This is a genomic window from Burkholderia pseudomultivorans (assembly GCF_001718415.1).
Classification (GTDB): Bacteria; Pseudomonadota; Gammaproteobacteria; order Burkholderiales; family Burkholderiaceae; genus Burkholderia; species Burkholderia pseudomultivorans_A.
The window spans coordinates 632,679-650,158 of sequence record NZ_CP013378.1; the positions used below are offsets into that span (position 1 = coordinate 632,679).

The 17,480-nt window shown below is 72.9% G+C and carries 14 protein-coding genes; 7 read left to right on the forward strand and 7 right to left on the reverse strand.

Annotation, left to right across the window (positions count from 1 at the left end):
• The first annotated feature begins 10 nt into the window (after window positions 1-10).
• A complete protein-coding gene (gene ligD, locus WS57_RS15655; protein ID WP_069244521.1) occupies window positions 11-2,677 on the forward strand; it encodes a DNA ligase D in 2,667 nt (888 codons plus the stop codon).
• Window positions 2,678-2,681: 4 nt separating this feature from the next.
• On the opposite strand, the gene WS57_RS15660 is transcribed toward ligD, so the two are convergent.
• Window positions 2,682-4,001, reverse strand: coding sequence for a cation:proton antiporter (locus WS57_RS15660; RefSeq protein ID WP_069244522.1), 1,320 nt, complete (start codon window positions 3,999-4,001; stop codon window positions 2,682-2,684).
• Window positions 4,002-4,028: 27 nt separating this feature from the next.
• A complete protein-coding gene (locus tag WS57_RS15665) occupies window positions 4,029-4,385 on the reverse strand; it encodes a DUF3175 domain-containing protein (RefSeq protein WP_009690115.1) in 357 nt (118 codons plus the stop codon).
• A 145-nt stretch (window positions 4,386-4,530) separates the two neighbouring features.
• Between WS57_RS15665 and WS57_RS15670 the strand changes: the two genes are divergently transcribed.
• The 5 genes from WS57_RS15670 to WS57_RS15690 all read left to right on the forward strand — a co-directional run bounded on the left by WS57_RS15670 (window position 4,531) and on the right by WS57_RS15690 (window position 6,843).
• Window positions 4,531-4,890: a hypothetical protein gene (locus tag WS57_RS15670; RefSeq protein ID WP_038455785.1), complete on the forward strand. Its 360-nt coding sequence runs from the start codon at window positions 4,531-4,533 to the stop codon at window positions 4,888-4,890.
• Between the two features lie 59 nt (window positions 4,891-4,949).
• Entirely contained in the window at window positions 4,950-5,315 is a 366-nt protein-coding gene (locus WS57_RS15675; protein WP_038456023.1) for a DUF3022 domain-containing protein, read from the forward strand.
• A 198-nt stretch (window positions 5,316-5,513) separates the two neighbouring features.
• Window positions 5,514-6,068: a type 1 glutamine amidotransferase domain-containing protein gene (locus WS57_RS15680; protein ID WP_009689382.1), complete on the forward strand. Its 555-nt coding sequence runs from the start codon at window positions 5,514-5,516 to the stop codon at window positions 6,066-6,068.
• A gap of 19 nt (window positions 6,069-6,087) precedes the next feature.
• Complete coding sequence (locus tag WS57_RS15685; RefSeq protein ID WP_059517833.1) at window positions 6,088-6,402, forward strand: DUF1488 domain-containing protein; 315 nt, start codon at window positions 6,088-6,090, stop codon at window positions 6,400-6,402.
• Between the two features lie 213 nt (window positions 6,403-6,615).
• Window positions 6,616-6,843 (forward strand): hypothetical protein, encoded by a 228-nt coding sequence (locus WS57_RS15690; protein ID WP_059517835.1) that lies wholly within the window; start codon window positions 6,616-6,618, stop codon window positions 6,841-6,843.
• 31 nt (window positions 6,844-6,874) lie between these two features.
• Here the strand turns inward: WS57_RS15690 and WS57_RS15695 are convergent, their stop codons facing one another.
• Window positions 6,875-8,125 carry a phosphatidylserine decarboxylase family protein gene (locus WS57_RS15695; RefSeq protein ID WP_069244523.1) on the reverse strand — a complete coding sequence of 417 codons (1,251 nt, stop codon included), beginning with the start codon at window positions 8,123-8,125 and terminating at the stop codon, window positions 6,875-6,877.
• Between the two features lie 109 nt (window positions 8,126-8,234).
• Between WS57_RS15695 and WS57_RS15700 the strand changes: the two genes are divergently transcribed.
• Complete coding sequence (locus WS57_RS15700) at window positions 8,235-8,489, forward strand: hypothetical protein (protein ID WP_069244524.1); 255 nt, start codon at window positions 8,235-8,237, stop codon at window positions 8,487-8,489.
• A 28-nt stretch (window positions 8,490-8,517) separates the two neighbouring features.
• On the opposite strand, the gene treY is transcribed toward WS57_RS15700, so the two are convergent.
• The 4 genes from treY to glgX are packed head-to-tail and all read right to left on the reverse strand — an operon-like array spanning window position 8,518 to window position 17,479.
• The gene (treY, locus tag WS57_RS15705) at window positions 8,518-11,280 is read right to left on the reverse strand and encodes a malto-oligosyltrehalose synthase (RefSeq protein WP_069244525.1); all 2,763 of its coding nucleotides are present in this window, start codon (window positions 11,278-11,280) and stop codon (window positions 8,518-8,520) included.
• Window positions 11,277-13,463 (reverse strand): 4-alpha-glucanotransferase, encoded by a 2,187-nt coding sequence (malQ, locus tag WS57_RS15710; protein WP_069244526.1) that lies wholly within the window; start codon window positions 13,461-13,463, stop codon window positions 11,277-11,279. The genes treY and malQ overlap by 4 nt, the downstream gene beginning before the upstream one ends.
• Window positions 13,460-15,337, reverse strand: a complete 1,878-nt coding sequence (treZ, locus tag WS57_RS15715; protein WP_059602257.1) for a malto-oligosyltrehalose trehalohydrolase — start codon at window positions 15,335-15,337, stop codon at window positions 13,460-13,462. The genes malQ and treZ overlap by 4 nt, the downstream gene beginning before the upstream one ends.
• A 9-nt stretch (window positions 15,338-15,346) precedes the next feature.
• Window positions 15,347-17,479, reverse strand: a complete 2,133-nt coding sequence (gene glgX, locus WS57_RS15720) for a glycogen debranching protein GlgX (protein WP_069244527.1) — start codon at window positions 17,477-17,479, stop codon at window positions 15,347-15,349.
• Window position 17,480: the final 1 nt, after the last annotated feature.

Sequence of the window (17,480 nt, forward strand, 5' to 3'; positions counted from 1 at the left end):
AGGTGACGCGATGGCCGACAAGCTCGAACCCTATCGCCGGATGCGCCGCTTCGACGCGACGCCGGAGCCCGAAGGCGCGCACGGCCGGCGCCGCGCGGCAGCCGGCGCGCGGTCGAAGCCGCCCGCGCGCGGCCGGCAGCCGTTGCGCTATGTGATCCAGGAACATCACGCGCGCCGCCTGCATTACGACTTCCGTCTCGAACTCGACGGCACGCTGAAGTCCTGGGCGGTGCCGAAAGGGCCCAGCGTCGATCCGTCGGTGAAGCGCCTCGCGGTGCATGTCGAGGATCATCCGCTCGAATACGCGTCGTTCGAGGGCGAGATCCCGGCCGGCCATTACGGCGCCGGTTCGGTCGTCGTCTGGGACGAAGGCACGTGGGTGCCGGACGGCGGGCTGGCCGGCGCACGCGACGGCTATCGTGCGGGCAAGCTGAAGTTCCGGCTCGACGGCCGGAAGCTGCACGGCGGCTGGGCGCTGGTGCGCAGCGGCCGGCAGGAAGGGCGGCAGGAGCAATGGCTGCTGATCAAGGAACGCGACGACGAGGCGCGCGACGCGGAGGGCTACGACGTCGTCGCGCAGCAGCCGGGCAGCGTGCATCGGCGCGCTGCTTCGCGCCCGCTCGCGCCGTCCGGCATCGAAGGCGCGGTGCGCGCGCCGCTGCCCGAGCGCGTCGCGCCGCAGCTCGCGACGCTGGTCGACGCGCCGCCCGCGCATGGCGACTGGCGCTACGAACTGAAGTTCGACGGCTACCGGATCCTCGCGCGCATCGCGGGCAAGGGCGCGCGACGGCACGTGACGCTGATGACGCGCGAAGGGCGCGACTGGACCGCGAAGCTGCGGCCGCAGCGCGACGCGCTCGCGGCGCTCGGCGTCGACGACGCGTGGCTCGACGCCGAGGCCGTGGTGCTCGGCGAGCACGGGCTGCCCGATTTCCAGGCGCTGCAGAACGCGCTCGGCGCGGGGCGAGCGGATGCCGTCACGCTGTTCGTGTTCGACCTGCCCTATCTCGACGGCTACGACCTGCGCGATGCGCCGCTGACCGCGCGCCGCGCGCTGCTCGAACCGCTGCTCGCCGACTGCGACCCGGTGCGGCTGCGCTTTTCGCCCGATCTCGGCGACGACGTCGCGACGCTGATCGCGAACGCGTGCGACACGGGCCTCGAAGGCCTGATCGGCAAGCGCGCCGACGCGCGCTATCGCGCGGGGCGCTCGCCGGCGTGGATCAAGCTGAAATGCCGGCGCCGGCAGGAATTCGTGATCGGCGGCTATACCGAGCCGTCGGGCGCCCGCAATGGTTTCGGCGCGCTGCTGCTCGGCGTGCACGAGCCGGCGCCGCCCGGCAGGAAGCGACGCGACGCCGGGCCGCTGCGCTATGTCGGCCGCGTCGGGACCGGCTTCGACACGCGCACGCTCGACCGGCTGGCCGCGATCCTGCGCGCGCACGAACGCGACGCGGCGCCGTTCGATCCGCCGCCGCGCGAGTGGTCGCGCACGCGCGTGCACTGGGTCGAGCCGACGCTCGTCGCCGAATGCGAGTTCGCCGAATGGACCGGCGACGGCATCGTGCGCCAGGCAGCCTTCATCGCGCTGCGCGACGACAAGCCGGCGGCGCAGATCGTCAGGGAGGTTGCACGACACACCGCAACGGAGGCAACGATGGACGAGCGCAACACGACGGATGGCGCGCGCGACGGCGCGCAGCACGACCGTGACGCGACGCGCGCGCGAACCCGACGCAGCACGGGGGCGCAGTCGCGCGCCGGCACGCCCCGCGGCGAGGCCGCGCCCGATCGGGTCGGCCGCGTGCGCATCACCCATCCCGAGCGTGTGGTCGATCCGCAGCACGGCACCCGCAAGATCGATCTCGCGCACTACTGGGAATGGGTCGCGCCGTGGCTGCTGCCCGATCTCGCGGGGCGGCCGGTGTCGCTGGTGCGCGCGCCGGAGGACATCACCGGCGAGCTGTTCTTCCAGAAGCATGCGGATCGGCGCGAGATTCCGTACGTCGCGCGGCATGCCGGCCTCGATCCGGGTCACGGGCCGCTGCTGACGATCGACAGCGTCGACGCGCTGGTCGGCGCCGCGCAGATGGGTACGGTCGAGCTGCATACGTGGAACGCGCACGTGTCCAATATCGAGCGCCCGGACCGGATCGTGTTCGACCTCGATCCCGATCCCGCGCTGCCGTGGCGCGCGATGATCGACGCCGCGCAGCTCGTGCGCGGCCTGCTCGACGAACTCGGGCTCGTGTCGTTCTGCAAGACGAGCGGCGGCAAGGGGCTGCACGTGGTCGTGCCGATCACGCGGCACGCGGGCTGGGACGAGGTGAAAGACTTCTCGCGCGCAGTCGCGCAGCATGTCGCGGCGGCGCTGCCCGACCGCTTCACCGCGACGATGGGGCCGCGCAACCGGCGCGGCAAGATCTTCATCGACTACCTGCGCAACGGGCGCGGCGCGAGCACGATCGCGGCCTACTCGGTGCGCGCACGGCCCGGCATGGGCGTGTCGGTGCCGATCGGCTGGGACGAGGTGCCCGACACCACCGGCGGCGCGCAGTGGACGATCGACACACTGCACGAACGACTCGAACACCTCGCGCGCGATCCGTGGGAAGACTACGCGGGCACGCGGCAGCGGATCACCGCGCGCATGCGTGCGCGGCTCGCGACGTCGTGAACGCTCAGCGCCGCGGCTGCAGGCGGCGATACCAGTTCATCAGCGGCGTCGCGGAGATGCCGTGCGCGATCACCGAGGCCGACACGACGGCCAGCACCGGCGCGGAGAGCGGCCGCACCGCTGCGGACGGCCCGTGCTCGAGCGCGAACAGCAGGTAGTAGAACGAGCCTATCCCGCGGATGCCGAACCAGGCCATCAGCCGGCGCTGCGCCGGCGTCGCGCGCGAGCCCGACAGCGTGAGCAGCACCGCGAGCGGCCGTATCGCGACGAACAGCAGCGCGGCGAGCGCCACGGCCGACCACGTGACCAGCGGGCCGGGCAGCGTGGCCAGCACGCTGCCGACCATCGTCATCACGACCGCCTCCGCGATCCGTTCGAGCTCGATCGTGAAGCCGAGCACCGATTCGGCCATGAACGCATGCGCCTTGTCGGGGTGCTTTTCGGTCGCGACGACGTCGGCCGAGTCGATCTGGCCGATCACCTCGCGCGGCGCGCGATCGCCGCTCGCGCGATGCTCGACGCGTCGCATCGCGACGCCTGCCGCAAACGTCGCGATAAAACCGAACGTGTGCGCGAGCTGCGCGGCGCCGAACGACAGCACGATCAGCGCGAGCGCGAAGAAGCCTTCGAGGCCGAGCGCCTGCGCATGGCGCGTGCGCAGCCAGCCGATCGTCCAGGTCGTGACCCAGCCGAGGCCGCCGCCGATCGCGAGCGCGCCCGCGATGCCCCACACCGTCGCGAGCGCGAACGCGGCCGACAGCGGCGGCAGGCCGTGCGTCGCGTCGCGCGCGCCGCACAGCGCGAGACCCGCGAGCGCGAACGGCAGCGCGACGCCGTCGTTCAGCCCGCCTTCCCCGGACAGCGCGAAGCGCACCAGGTCGCGATCGCCCGGGTCGTGCACCTGCACGTCGTGCGCGAGCACCGGATCGGTGGGCGCGAGGATCGCCGCGAGCAGCAGCGCGGGGCCCCAGTCGAGGCCGAGCGCGAGCACCGCGCAGGCCGCGAGCAGCGGCACGGTGACGATCATCGCGAGCAGCCCGAGCCGGCACGGCACGAGCCACAGCCGGTCCGACAGCGGCACGCGCAGCCGCAGCCCGATCGCGAACAGCGAGACGAGCAGCGCGACCTCGACGATCGCGCGCAGCAGCGGCGCGTCGCGTTCGAGATCGAGCCGCAGCAGGCCGGCGCCGGCCGGCCCGAGCGCGACGCCGAGCGCGAGATAGATCATCGCGGTGCTGCATGGCAGATGGCGCAGCGCCGACGTCGCGACGCCCATGCCCATCAGCACCGCGCCGACGATCAGATACCACAGCGTGTCGTGCATGCGTGAAACCGGTCGCGCGGCCGCGCGTCAGGGCTTGCGGCCGAACGCTTCGCGCAGCTTGCGCTTGGCGCGCTCGAGCGTGGCGCGCCGCGTTTTCGGCAGGTTGCGGCCCGCGCGGTTCACGTAGAAGTTCAGCATCGACATCGCCGACTGGAACGGCGACGCCTTGCGGCGCCGGCTGCGCTCGGCCGAGCGTTTCAGCGACGCGGCGATCGCGCCCGGATCGTCGGACTTGAAGATGTCGGGCTCGATGTCGAGCGCGTCGCTTTTCTGCGTGACTTCGCCGGACCAGCGGCGAGGGTGTCGCGAATCGGCGCTGCGGGCCCGGCCGGCGCGTCGTGTCAGGCGTTTGCCGTGCGCGTGCGAGGGGGAGGAGGAAGGCATCGCGTCAAGCTCCGTCGAAAACGTTTCGGCTGACGCAAGCCGCAATTCGCATGCCGGCCGTGCGGCGGGTTTTTCCCGCGTCGGCGGCATGGGCCTTGCTGAAGCAGGGAGGCGGGAATTCCTCTTTTTTTACGGAGATGACGCCATGAACGCTGCACCCGAATCGAAACCGGCCCTGCGCCGCGTGCTGGCCTGCGCGGCCGTCGCGCTGCTCGCGGCCGCCCCGGCCGCATGGGCCCAGAACTCGCAACGCCCGGACGAGGGCACCGGTGCGCCGCCGGCCGCAGGCATGTCGAACCAGGGCGGCAGCCAGGACATGACGGCGCCGCCGGACATGTCGCAGCGCGGCGCGCAGCCGGGCATGCGCTCGCACAGCGGCTCGAGCGGCCACGTGAAGCCGGGCGCAGCCGGCGCCGGCGCGGGCAACGGCCGTTCGCCGGGCGCGACCGGCTCCGGCGGCGGCGGCGCGGGCGGCACCGGCAGCGCCGGCTCCAGCGGCTATTGACGCCGCCCGCGCCGGCCGGGCCGGCGCGGCGCACGCGCAACCCCACGCAGGAGGACATCATGCAATCGAACTCCCGGATCGGCTTCAATACCGACGACATCGACGGCGACGCCGCCGATGCCGACGACCTGAACACGACGGTGCAATTCGACGTGGCGACGGGCAGGATCACGTTCCACGCAGCCTGGGCCGTGGCGCCCGATGCCCCGCCCGACGCCGCGCGGCACGCGGTCGTGCTCGCGCTGGACAGCGACACGATGGAGCGCTACGCGGACCTCGACGAAGGCGCACGGATGCGCGTGCACGCGATGCTGCACGACCGCGTGCAGCAGATGCTCGACGAACTGCCCGGACTGGACGACGAACGGACGCTGACGGTCGAGCTGACCGACGCGATGCTCGACGTCGCATGCCGCCTGCAGTGATCGTCGGGAGGGGCGGCGAGGGCGGGCCGACTGGCGTCGCGATCCCGCGCCGGCCGGTTACACGCGATTGAAATCTTTGCAGTCGCCCCCTGGCCGCAGATCGTCGTCCATCGTCGGCACGCCCGGCCGGCTCCGGCATGGCGCTTGCTCGACGACCGGCACGGCACGACCCGTGCCGCAGCCCGAACGGAGAGATTCATGACTGGCAAACTGGCGCATTGCAAGGTCGCGATACTCGCGGTCGACGGTTTCGAGGAAGCGGAGCTCGTCGAACCGCAGCGCGCGCTGACGGCCGAAGGCGCGCAGGTCGAGGTGATTTCCCGGCAGCCGGGCGAGATCCAGGGATTTCGCCATGTCGACAAGGGCCGTCGCGTGAAGGTCGACCGCACGTTCGACGACGTGCGCGAAGGCGACTACGACGCGATCGTGCTGCCCGGCGGCGTCGTGAACGGCGACGCGATGCGGATGATCCCCGCCGCGCGGGAATTCGTGACCGCCGCGGCCGGCGCGAACAAGCCGATCGCGGTGATCTGCCACGGCGGCTGGCTGCTGGTGTCGTCCGGCCTCGTGGACGGGCGCACGATGACGAGCTGGCCGAGCCTGCAGGACGATATCCGCAACGCGGGCGGCAAGTGGGTCGACCAGCAGGTGGTGCGCGACGGCAACCTGATCTCGAGCCGCAAGCCCGACGACCTGGTCGCCTTCAACGGCGCGCTGGTCGACTGCCTGGCGGCCACGGCCGCCGGCACATGACGCCCACGGAGGGAGGACGATGACGATCCACGCGACCATTCCCGACGATCCCGCGCCGGTCTACGACGGCGCGACGCTGCAGATGCGCTTCGTCGTCGACGTCGGCGGCACGCGCGCGAGCGGCGCGATCACGGTCGAGGCGCTGGAGGACCATTTCGGCGCGCGCTCCGCGCTCGAAGCCGACCTGCGCGACGCGTTCGATCGCGGGCGCCCGCGCATCGCGCAAGCCTGCGCCGAAATGCTGGCCGAAGGCCACGGCGGCGCGGTCCTGCACAGCGGCTATTTCCGCGCGCAACGGCTCGCGGCCGCGCAGCGCGATCGCGCCCGATCCTGACGCACGGCCGGCGTGCGGCGGTTACACGCCGTTGAAAACTTTTCAGCGGCGGCAGGCGGCTGCGCGACCCGACCCCGCGGTGCACGCGATGCGTCGGCAGCCTCGCAGGAGCGGCCGCCTGGCACGACTCCTGCGTGCCTGTCCCCGCCGGCGCGCGCCGGACGCGCCCGCGACGCCGTCGCGGCGCGCCACGCCGTCAACGGGGAGACGAGCATGCTGACCGCCCATGAATTCGCCACGCTGTTCCTGGTGCAACGTGCACCGGAACAGCTCCAGCTCGACCGCGACGACGTTGTCGCCCTGGTAGAACGCCACCTGATCGTGATGCGCGACGACGCGTCCGGCGCACGCCGGGCCGCGCTGACCGCCGACGGCCGCTCGGTGCTGCGCTGCGTGCAGCGCGACGGCGAGGACCGCCGCCGCGGCGACGGCGACGCATGATGCGCCGCCCCGCCGCGGGGCCGCACGGCCGTCAGCGCGCGATCGCGACCGACGAATTGACCTGCACGACCGGCGCGTCGCCGTCGAACGGCGGCGCGTAGAGAAAGCGATCGATCACGCCGGCCTCGAACAGCAGGCAGTACGTCGAGCCGCCGTACTGGAAATAGCCGATCTCGTCGCCCTTGTCCACGTGCTGGCCCGGCACCACGTCGATCACGCACGACGACACGTCGCCCATTCCAACGAACACGGCCGCCACGGTGCCGATCGCCGGATCGTCGCAGGCGATCGCGACGACCGCGCGCGCGGCGACGGCCGTCATGTAGCCCTGCGAGTCGTTGAGTCCGGCCGGGTCCTCCCCTTCGGCGTCGAGCGCCGAGTAGTAGGTGCCGTCGATCCGGTACGCATGCGTGACGGTGCCGCGCACCGGCGCATGCCAGCGATGGTAGTTGTAGGCGCTCAGGTAGGCCTGGTAGAGGTCGCCGCCGACGAAGCGCTCGGCGAGCGGCAGCCGCGCCGGCGTGAAGATGTCGCGCAGCGAGTACGGCTGCGCCTTGATCCAGAAGCGGTCGCGCAGCTGCAGGTTCGATTCGGTGTGGTACGGCGAAGCCTCGCACGCGCTGACGATGACGTGCGAATCGTCGGGCGCGGCGACGGGCCGCGCGCCGGCGCGAAAACGCCGCGTGAAGAAATCGTTCCACGAGTCGAAGCCCCAGTGCGGCTGGTCCTCGCGATACTGGAACTGCGACAGGCCGACGCGCCGTCGCGCTTCTTCGCAGAACCACCCGTCCGGCGGCGTCGTGTCGAGGTGCACGCGCGAGTGCGGGCCGCCGAGAAAGTCGCACCAGACGGTCAGCACGCGCTTCAGGTGCGCGTTGACGGCCGCGTCGCGGAATACCGGATAGCCGGACGGCATGCACATCGGCCGGTCGAGGAACGCGTTCAGCGGACAGACGATCAGGCTCGCTTCGCTGAACGGCGGCGTATAGGTCATCAGGTGGTCGATCACGGTCATCAGCTCGCCGATCGATCCGTAGCCGAGGTCGTGGCCGGCGTCGCGCGCCTCGTCGATCGCGCGCGACAGGCCCATCTGCAGCACCGCGTTGTCGTCGAACAGCCGCGCGAGTTCCTGCACGGCCGGCGTGCGCAGCCGGTCGCCGGCGTGGGCCTGCGCGTCGGCCGCGATGCGCCGGCGATAGGCGGCCATGTGGGCTTCCTCGCCCGCCAGCCATGCGCCGAGACGTCGGCGCGTGGCCGCGGGCGATTTGTTTCCGTTCGACATCGTCACCTCCGGAGCGGGATGGGATACGAACCGTAGCAAGGCGCTTGCCTGCGCGCGGTATCGAAATTGCTGCGCTGCTTCGTCGAGATCGAGCGAGCAGGAGCGCAACATGAACGCAGTGTCGAATGGGCAGGGTACGAAGGAGCGCAACGCCAACGAGCAGGAGCCGGCGAAGGGCCGCGGCGGCGGCCAGCGGACGGTCGCGCCGACGCGTACGCGGGTTCGCGCGAGCGCGTCGCGCGCCGCGCGGCGGCCGCCCGAACCCGGCTCGGCCGGACCGGTGACGACGCCGCGCGGCGACGAGACCGGCGAGCCGCACTGGGAGGACGACAGCGGCGAGACGCCGCCGGAGGAGTGGTCGTAGCGGCGTGGCACACGGGCGCGGGCCGATGTCACCGGGCCCGGCGCTCCATCGCCAGCACCGCGACCGGCAGCGCCCGCAGACAGCGCCCGAGCGGCAAGACGCCGTCCGGCGTAGCGCCGACCGGATCGCCGTTCAGCCAGTCGAGCCACGGGCCGGTTTCGCCGCGCGGCAGCACGAGCGCCGTGTCGTGCCACCGGCCGGGCTCGATGCGCGGCAGCTGCGGCGCGTCGCCGAGCAGCCCGCATGCGAGCCGGGTCGCGACGACCACGACCGTCGCCGCTGCGTCGCGCCGCGCAAACGCGATCGCGTGACGCCCGAGCGGGCCGCGCACGCGCAGCGGCAGGTACACGCCGTCCGAGAACGTCGACGGCCAGCGCGCGCGCAGCGCCAGCAGCCGTTCGACGAGCGCGCGCTTCACGCGCGCATCGGGCCAGTCGGGCAGATACGACGCCACCGGCCCGTCGACCCGCTCGGCCGCGAGCGCCGCGAACGGCACGTCGCGGCGATTGTCCGGATCGACGAGCGTATGGTCCCATCGCTCGGTCCCTTGATAGAGGTCGGGCACGCCGGGCGACAGGCTGCGCAGCGTCGTCTGCGTGAGGCTGTTGATCACGCCGGCCGGCGCGATCCGCGCGACGAACGCGTGCAGCCGGTGCGCGAAATCGCCGGCGCCGTGCGGCGTCAGGATCGCGCGCACGAACGCTTCGCACGCGTCTTCGTAGGCCGGTTCGGGCGCCAGCCAGTCGGTCTGGCGCTTCGCCTCGCGCAATGCCTTGGTCTGCCAGCGCACGACGCGCTCGGCGAGCGCCGCGAGCCCGCCCGCGTCGTCCGGCGCGAGATCGGGCGGCCACGCGCCGACCAGCGTCTGGTACAGCATCGCCTCGGCGGCCGGCCCCGGCGACCACGCGAGATCGCGATGCGCGCCGCCGCGATGCGGCAGGTTCAGCGCGGACCAGTCGAGCGACACCGCGCGCCATGCGTCGGGAACCTCGCTGAGCACCGCGAGCCGTGCACGCGCATCTTCACCGCGCTTGTGGTCGTGGGTCGCGGTCGCGACGAGCGCATGCGGCGTCGTGCGTGCGCGACGCCGGTTGCGCGCATGGAACGCGCCGCGCGACAGGCTGAAGTCGCCCGCATCCGCGCCGACTTCGTTGCGCGACAGCAGCCGTCCGTAGCGATAGTTGGCCGTATCCTCGACGCCCTTGGCGGCCAGCGGCGCGGTGAGCTGCGCGAACGCGACGCGGGCGGCGTGCCGCGCCGCGTCGGCGCGCGGCGTGCGCGTGGCCGGCAGGCCGAGCCATCGCGCGACATGGTCGAGCGCGGCGCGATCGGTTGCATCGACGGCCGGGCACGCCGCTTCGTAGGCGCGCGCGAGCACATGACGATCGGCGTCCGAAAGGCCGTTGCCGTTGGCCGGGTACATCCGGTACACGGGCACGCGCACGGCCAGCTCGGCCAGCACGCGATGGATCGCGATCAGGCTGATGTCGCGCGTGCCGGGCGAGGCGCGCGCGATGGCGTGCAGCTTGCGGGCGACGCGCGCGTGCTCGACGGCCAGCTGGCGCGCGAGCACGCGACGCTTGCCGTCGAGCGCCTCCTGCGCGAACGTGCGCGACGCGCCCGACACGGCGGCCCAGTGCGCGTCGAGCGGCGCGGCGCCGGCCGGATCGTGCAGCAGCGCGGCGACGTCGTTCATGAAGTCGTAGCCGGTCGTGCCGTCGATCGGCCAGTCGTCGCACAGCGTCTCGCCGGGCGCGAGGATCTTCTCGACGACGATGTACGGGCGCGCGTCGCGCCGCGCCGCGAGCCGCGCATGCAGGCGCTGGCAATACGCGCGCGGATCGGCGAGGCCGTCGACGTGATCGACGCGCACGCCGTCGATCAGGCCGCGCGCATGCAGGCGAAACGGCAGCGCGTGGACGGCCTCGAACACCGTGTCGTCCTCGACGCGCAGGCCGGCGAGCGTCGCGATGTCGAAGAAGCGCCGCCAGTTCAGCTCGTCCGACGCGGTGCGCCACCATGCGAGCCGGTAATGCTGGCGTTCGAGGATGCGATGCAGGCACGCGCGCGAGCGCGCGCGGCGCGGATCGACGCCGCGCAGCACCGAGTCGAACGCATGCGGGCCGCGTGCGGCCGCATGGTCGCGCAACGCCGCGTGCGCGGCCGCGATGCGCGCGCCGGCGCGTGCCGGCGTAGCGTCGAAGCGCTCGGCGAGCGCGTTCAGGTCCGCGCGGTTGGCAAGGCGCAGGATCTCCGGATAGGTCGCGACGGCAACCGGCAGCCGTCGCCCCGCACACGCGACGAAGAAGCGCCCGGCCGCCGCGTCGGCGCCGAGCGTGATGTCGCCGGCCGCGAGCGCGTCGCCGTACGGCGCGCCGAGGCACGGCAGCAGCACCTTGCCGTCGAGCGCGCGATCGGGCGGATGCCAGTCGATGTCGAAATGGCGCGCGTACGGGCTCGCGGCGCCCCATTCGAGCACGTCGTTCCACCAGCCGTTCGACGAGCCGCCGACGCCCATGTGGTTCGGCACGATGTCGACGATCACGCCGAGGCCGCGCGCCCGCAGCGCGTCGACGAGCCGCACGAAGCCCGCTTCGCCGCCGAGCTCGGCGCTGATCGCCCCGTAGTCGACGGTGTCGTAGCCGTGCAGCGAGCCGGGCTCGGCCGTGGTGATCGGCGACAGGTACAGATGGCTGACGCCGAGCCGCGCGAAGTAGTCGACATGCGCGGCCGCATCGTCGAACGTGAAGCCCGCGTGCAGCTGCAGGCGCAGCGTCGCGCGCGGCGTCATGCGGGACGCTCCGGGCCGCGGCGCGCGTCGGCGACGGCCGCGACGCGTTCGCGCGTGGCGGCGTCGAACAGCGCGTCCACCGCGCGCGGCAGCCGGCGCCGCCAGTTCGGATGGCCGCACGGCGGCCCGGGCAGGTTCGGCTGCGCGTCGAGCGCGAGCAGGTCCTCGAGCGGCACGATCGCGAGCGGCGACGGGCCTTGCGCGACATACGCGAGCACCGCGCCGACCGGCGGCGCGTCGGCGGGCGGAACGGGGTCGGCGGCCGGCGCGCAGCCGGCGTGCTGCAATGCGCGCCACAGTGCGCTGCGTTCGGCGTCGCGTTCCGCGAGATCGGCGCGGGAAGGGGGGAGCGCGGGGTCGCCTGCCTGATCGGCTGTGTCGGCGCCTGTGTCGCGCTGGCCGGCTTCGGATTGCGCAGGCCCGGCTGCGACAGCTTCGTCATCGGCATCGTCGCGTGCCGTCGCGCGTGCGGCCGCGGCCGCCGCCGCCTGCCGCCAGCCGAGATCGATGCCGCGCCACCAGCCGGCGACGGTCGGCAGGTCGTGCGTCGACGTCATCGCGAGCGCGTCGCGATCCCATTCGTGCGGCGGGCGGAATGCGCCGTCCGGCGTACGCTCGAACCACAGCACGCGCATGCCGGCGACGCCCTGTGCGCCAAGCCGCTCGCGAAACCCGCCGGGCACCGTGCCGAGATCCTCGCCGATCGCGAGCGCGCGATGACGGGCCGCCTCCAGCGCGACGAGCCGCAGCAGGTCGTCGCATGGATAGCGCAGATACGCGCCGTCGCGCGCGGAGCCGCCGTCCGGCACGATCCACATTCGCGCGAAGCCGAGCACGTGATCGATGCGGATGCCGCCCGCATGCGCGAACGCCGCGCGCAGCAGTTCGACGAACGGCGCATAGCCGTTCGCGCGCAGCGCGGCCGGCGTCCATGTCGTCACGCCCCACGCCTGGCCGCTCGCGTTGAACACGTCGGGCGGCGCGCCGAGCGAGACGCCGCGCAGCAGCGTCGTGCCGTGCGCCCATGCATCGCTGCCGGCACGATCCGAGCCGACCGCGAGATCGGCGATCAGCCCGATCTCCATGCCCGCGTCGCGCGCGGCCTGCTGCGCATCGGCGAGGCCGCGCGCCGCACACCATTGCAGGAACGCGTGGAATGCGACCGTATCGGCCTGCGCATGCGCGAATGCATCGACTTCGGCCGAGGCCGGCAGGCGCCACGGCGCGGGCCATTGCCGCCAGTCCGCGCCGAAGCCGTGCGCGATGCAGAACGCCTGCAGCGCATCGAAGCGCGCATGCGCGTCGAGCGCCGCACCGCCGGCCGCGCGAAAGCGTTCGAACGCGTCGAGCGCCGCGCCGCCGCCGGCGCGCAACGCCGTGAAGCGCCGGTGCAGGCGGCGCAGCCGGGCGGGCAGGATGCGCGGCCAGTCGATCAGCGGCGCGCTGTCGCGCGTGCGCCGTCGCGGATTGCCGCGTTCGGCGCCCGGCACCGCGTCGCAGTCGAGATAGGCGACGTTGTGCCAGCGTCGCGACGACGGCGAATACGGACTGTCGTGCGCGGGCAGCGCCGGATAGCCGGCATGCGTCGGGCTGATCGCGACCGCGTGCGCGCCATGCCGCGCCGCCTGCACGGCGAGCTGCGCCAGCGCGGTGTAGTCGCCGGCGCCGTCGTCGCCCGCGCGGCGCAGGCCGTAGAGCTGCGCCGCGATACCCCAGCGGCGTGCCGCATCCGGCGCATTCGCGAACGCCTCGAACGGGCGCGCCGGCGGCGGCGCGATCGCGAGCGCGATCCGCCGTTCGTCGAGATCGAGGGCGTGGTAGCCGGGCGTCGCGAGCGCGGGAAGCCACGCGCGGGCGCCGTCGCCGGCGATGCGTCCGTCGACGTGCACGCCGCTTTCGAGCACGACCCGATAGCGCGCGCCGGGCCGCGCGACCCCGTCGGGCAGCGCGAGCGGCACGCCGGCGTTGCCGGTCATGAACGCGGGCGGCGCCGCATCGGCATCGAGCAGCGCCGCCATGCTGTCGATGCGCTCGATCGGCGTGCCGCACGGCCAGCCGAGCGCATCGACAAGTGCGACGAGCGCGTCGTCGCTCACGCGCTGCGCGACGCCGTGCGCGTCGATCCAGTCGGGCTGCAGTCCGGCTGCGCGGGCCAGCGTCGCGATCGGCAGGTCGGTCGTCATGAGCGTGCGGGGCCGCGCTGCGCGCCCTGGCCGTTTGCGCGATGCCGCAGCGCGTCGTGGTTGACGGCGCCGTCGCGCCACGCGATGCACGCCTGCGCGGGCAGCCGCAGTTCGGCCAGCGCGTCGCGCGCGCGCGGCGGCGTCTCGAACACGATCTTGCCGACCGGCAGCGACGGCAGCGTCGCCGCCTGCGGGCCGAGGTTCAGCGCGAGCGTCAGCGTGCTGCCGTCGCCGAGCCGCCAGCGCGCGACGAGCGCGCGCGCGGTTTCGTCGTCCGCGAGCCGGTCTGCGCCGAGCGCGCGCGCGCCCGGCAGGTGCGGCGTGACGAGCGCCGCGCGCACGGTCAGCGCGCTGCGGTAGAAGCGCCGCCACGCATCGGCGTCGGGCCAGTCCGCGCCGGCGGCTTCGAGCGACGAGCGTGCGAAGGTGGCGGGATCGTTCGGATCGGGAATCGCGTCGCGATGCGCCGGATCGGCGAACGCGGGAAACGCGGCGAATTCGCGGCGGCGTCCTTCGCGCACCGCGTCCGCGAGCGTACCGTGATAGTCGGTGAAGAACTGGAACGGCCGCGTGCTGCCGTCCTCCTCGCCCATGAACAGCAGCGGAATCGACGGCGCGAGCAGCAGCAGCGCGGTCGCCGCGCGCAGCGCATCGTCGTTCGCGAGCGCGCGCAGCCGTTCGCCGAACGCGCGGTTGCCGACCTGGTCGTGGTTCTGCAGGAACGCGACGAACGCGGTCGGCGGCAGGTGCGCGCTCGGTTCGCCGCGCGGCGCGCCGTCGTGCAGCGGCGACGGCTCGCCCTGGTACGCGAAGCCTTCGCCGAGCGTGCGCGCGAAATGGCGCAGCGGCGCGTCGGCATACGCGCGGTAGTAGCCGTCGCGCTCGCCGGTCAGCAGCACATGCACGCTGTTGTGGAAATCGTCGTTCCACTGCGCGTCGAAGCCGCCGGGCCCGAGCAGGCTCGCGGCGTTGTGCTCGTTTTCGAGCACCAGATGCACGTGCCGGCCGTCGCCCGCGGCGGCGCGCACCCGCCGCGCGAGCTCGCGCAGCCACGCCTCGTCGTCGATCGCATGGGCGGCGTCGATGCGCAGCCCGTCGAAGCGGTATTCGTCGAGCCAGTACAGCGCGTTCTCGATGAAGAACGCGCTGGTCTGCGCGCGCGAAAAGTCGATCGCGGGCCCCCATGCCGTCTGCCGGTCGCTGCGGAAGAACGCGGGCGCGTACTGCGGCAGCAGATTGCCGTCCGGGCCGAAATGGTTGTAGACGACGTCGATGAACATCTGCAGCCCGAGTCCGTGCGCGGCGTCGACCAGCGCCTTCAGTTCCTCGGGCCGTCCGTACGGCGCGGCGGGCGCGAACGGCAGCACGCCGTCGTAGCCCCAGTTGCGCGCGCCCGGAAACGCGTTGACGGGCATCAGCTCGACCGCGGTCACGCCGAGCGCGGCGATCTCCGGCAGGCGGCGCGCGACGTTCGCATAGCCGCCGCAGGCGCCGACATGCAGCTCGTACAGCACGGTTTCATGCCACGGGCGGCCGCGCCAGTCGCCGTGCCGCCAGCGATACGCGGCCGGGTCGACGACCTGGCTCGGGCCGTGCACGTCGGACGGCTGGAAGCGCGACGCGGGATCGGGCACCGCGAGCGTGTCGTCGAGCAGGTAGCGGTACAGCGTGCCGGCGCCGCAGCGCGCAGTTGCTTCGAACCAGCCGTCGCCGACGGGCGTCATCGCGACGTCGTGCGCGCCGTGCAGCTCGACGCGCGCGTTGCGGCTCGCCGGCGCCCACAGGCGAAAGCGCGTGTGCTCCGCATCGAGGCAGGTCGCGCCGAACGACAGCGGGAACGCGTGCGTCGAGGACGAATGGGCGTGTGACGTCATGGCGGCTCCTTACGATCCCGTCTCGGGAGCGACGGGCGGGGCGGGCGGAACGGGCGCGACCGCGATCGCGACCGCATGCGCGGCGACGCCGAGGCCGTCGGCCGGCCAGTCGCGCGGGCCGCCGTCCGGCGTCGCCGTGTCGACCAGCACGCGATAGCCCAGCGCGGGCGCCGGCGCGTTGAACACGATGGTTTCCGCCGACGCGTTCAGCATCACCAGCAACGCTTCGGTGCGGCCGGTGCGTCCCGTGCCGACGCGCCGCATCGTCAGCGCGCGGCGTTCGGGGTCTTCCCACGCGGGCACGGTCAGCGCGTCGCCGCGCTCGTCGAACCAGTCGATCTCGCGCATGCCGGGCGCGCCGTCGCGGTCGCCGGACGGGAAGCGCGGCATCGACATCAGCGGATACATGCGCCGCAGCGCGGTCAGCCGCGACACGAAGCGCGTCATCCGGACGCCGGCGTCGCGCTGCGCGGCGTCCCAGTCGAGCCACGACAGCTCGTTGTCCTGGCAATACGCGTTGTTGTTGCCGTGCTGGGTGCGGCCGAATTCGTCGCCGGCTACCAGCATCGGCGTGCCGAGCGCGGTAAACAGCGTCGCCAGCATCGAGCGCGCGACGCGCTCGCGCAGGTCCTGGATCTCCGGATCGTCGGTCGGCCCCTCGACGCCCCAGTTCGCGCTGCAGTTGTCGCCCTGGCCGTCGTGGTTGTCCTCGCCGTTCGCCTCGTTGTGCTTGGTCGCGTACGACACCAGGTCGGCGAGCGTGAAGCCGTCGTGCGCGCAGACGAAGTTGACGGACGCCCAGGTCCGGCGGCGCTGGTGGTTGAACAGGTCCGCCGAGCCGGCAAGACGCGCGGCGAGCTCCGGGCGCTGGCCCGCGTCGCCGCGCCAGAAGCGCCGCACGGTGTCGCGAAAGCGGTCGTTCCATTCGGCGAAACCGGGCGGATGGCGGCCGAGCTGGTAGCCGCCGGGGCCGACGTCCCACGGCTCGGTGATCAGCTTGCGCTGCGCGAGCACCGGATCCTGGCGCAGCGCGTCGAAGAACCCCGCGCCCGGATCGAAGCCGTGCGCCTCGCGGCCGAGCGTCACGCCGAGATCGAAGCGAAAGCCGTCGATGTTGAACGCGGTCGCCCAGTAGCGCAGCGAGTCCATCACCATCTGCAGCACGCGCGGATGCGACAGGTTCAGCGTGTTGCCGCAGCCGGTCTCGTCGACGTGAAAGCGCGGGTCGTCGGGCAGCAGCCGGTAGTAGCTCGCGTTGTCGAGGCCGCGCCACGACAGCGTCGGGCCGAGCTGGTTGCCTTCGCAGGTGTGGTTGTAGACGACGTCGAGCACGACCTCGATGCCGGCCGCATGCAGCTGGCGGATCGCGATCCGCATTTCGTCGAGCCGCCGCGTCGCGAGATACGACGGCTCCGGCGCGAAGAACGCGGCCGTGTCGTAGCCCCAGTAGTTGCGCAGCCCGCGGTTGACGAGCGCGCGCTGCTGCAGGAACGCGTGGACCGGCAGCAGCTCGACCGTCGTCACGCCGAGCGCGAGCAGGTGGTCGACGAAGGCCGGATGCGCGAGCGACGCGAAGGTCCCGCGCTCGGGCGTGCGCAGGCCGGCGCGCCGCATCGACGCGCCGCGCACGTGCGTTTCGTAGATCACGGTGCTGCGCCACGGCACATTGGGCCGCCGGTCGTTGCTCCAGTCGAACGCCTCGTCGACTACCACGCATTTCGGCATCGCGGGCGCCGAATCGCGCCGGTCGAGCGACAGGTCCGCGCGGTTCGAGTGGACGCGATAGCCGAACAGCGCGTCGGACCAGCGGAAATGACCGAGCAGCTTGCGCGCGTACGGATCGAGCAGCAGCTTGGTCGGATTGAAGCGATGGCCGGCCTGCGGCTGGTACGGGCCGTCGGCGCGAAAGCCGTACACGGTGCCGGGATGCGCGCCCGGCAGGTAGCCGTGCCATACCTCGTCCGTACACTCGGGCAGGTCGAGGCGCGCGAGTTCCTTGCGCCCGGTCGGGTCGAAGATGCACAGCTGGATCCGGTGCGCATGGGCGGAAAACACCGCGAAGTTGGTCCCGAGGCCGTCCCAGGTCGCGCCGAGCGGATAGCAGCGGCCGGGTTCGAGGCGGGCGGGCAGGGCGGTCGGCATG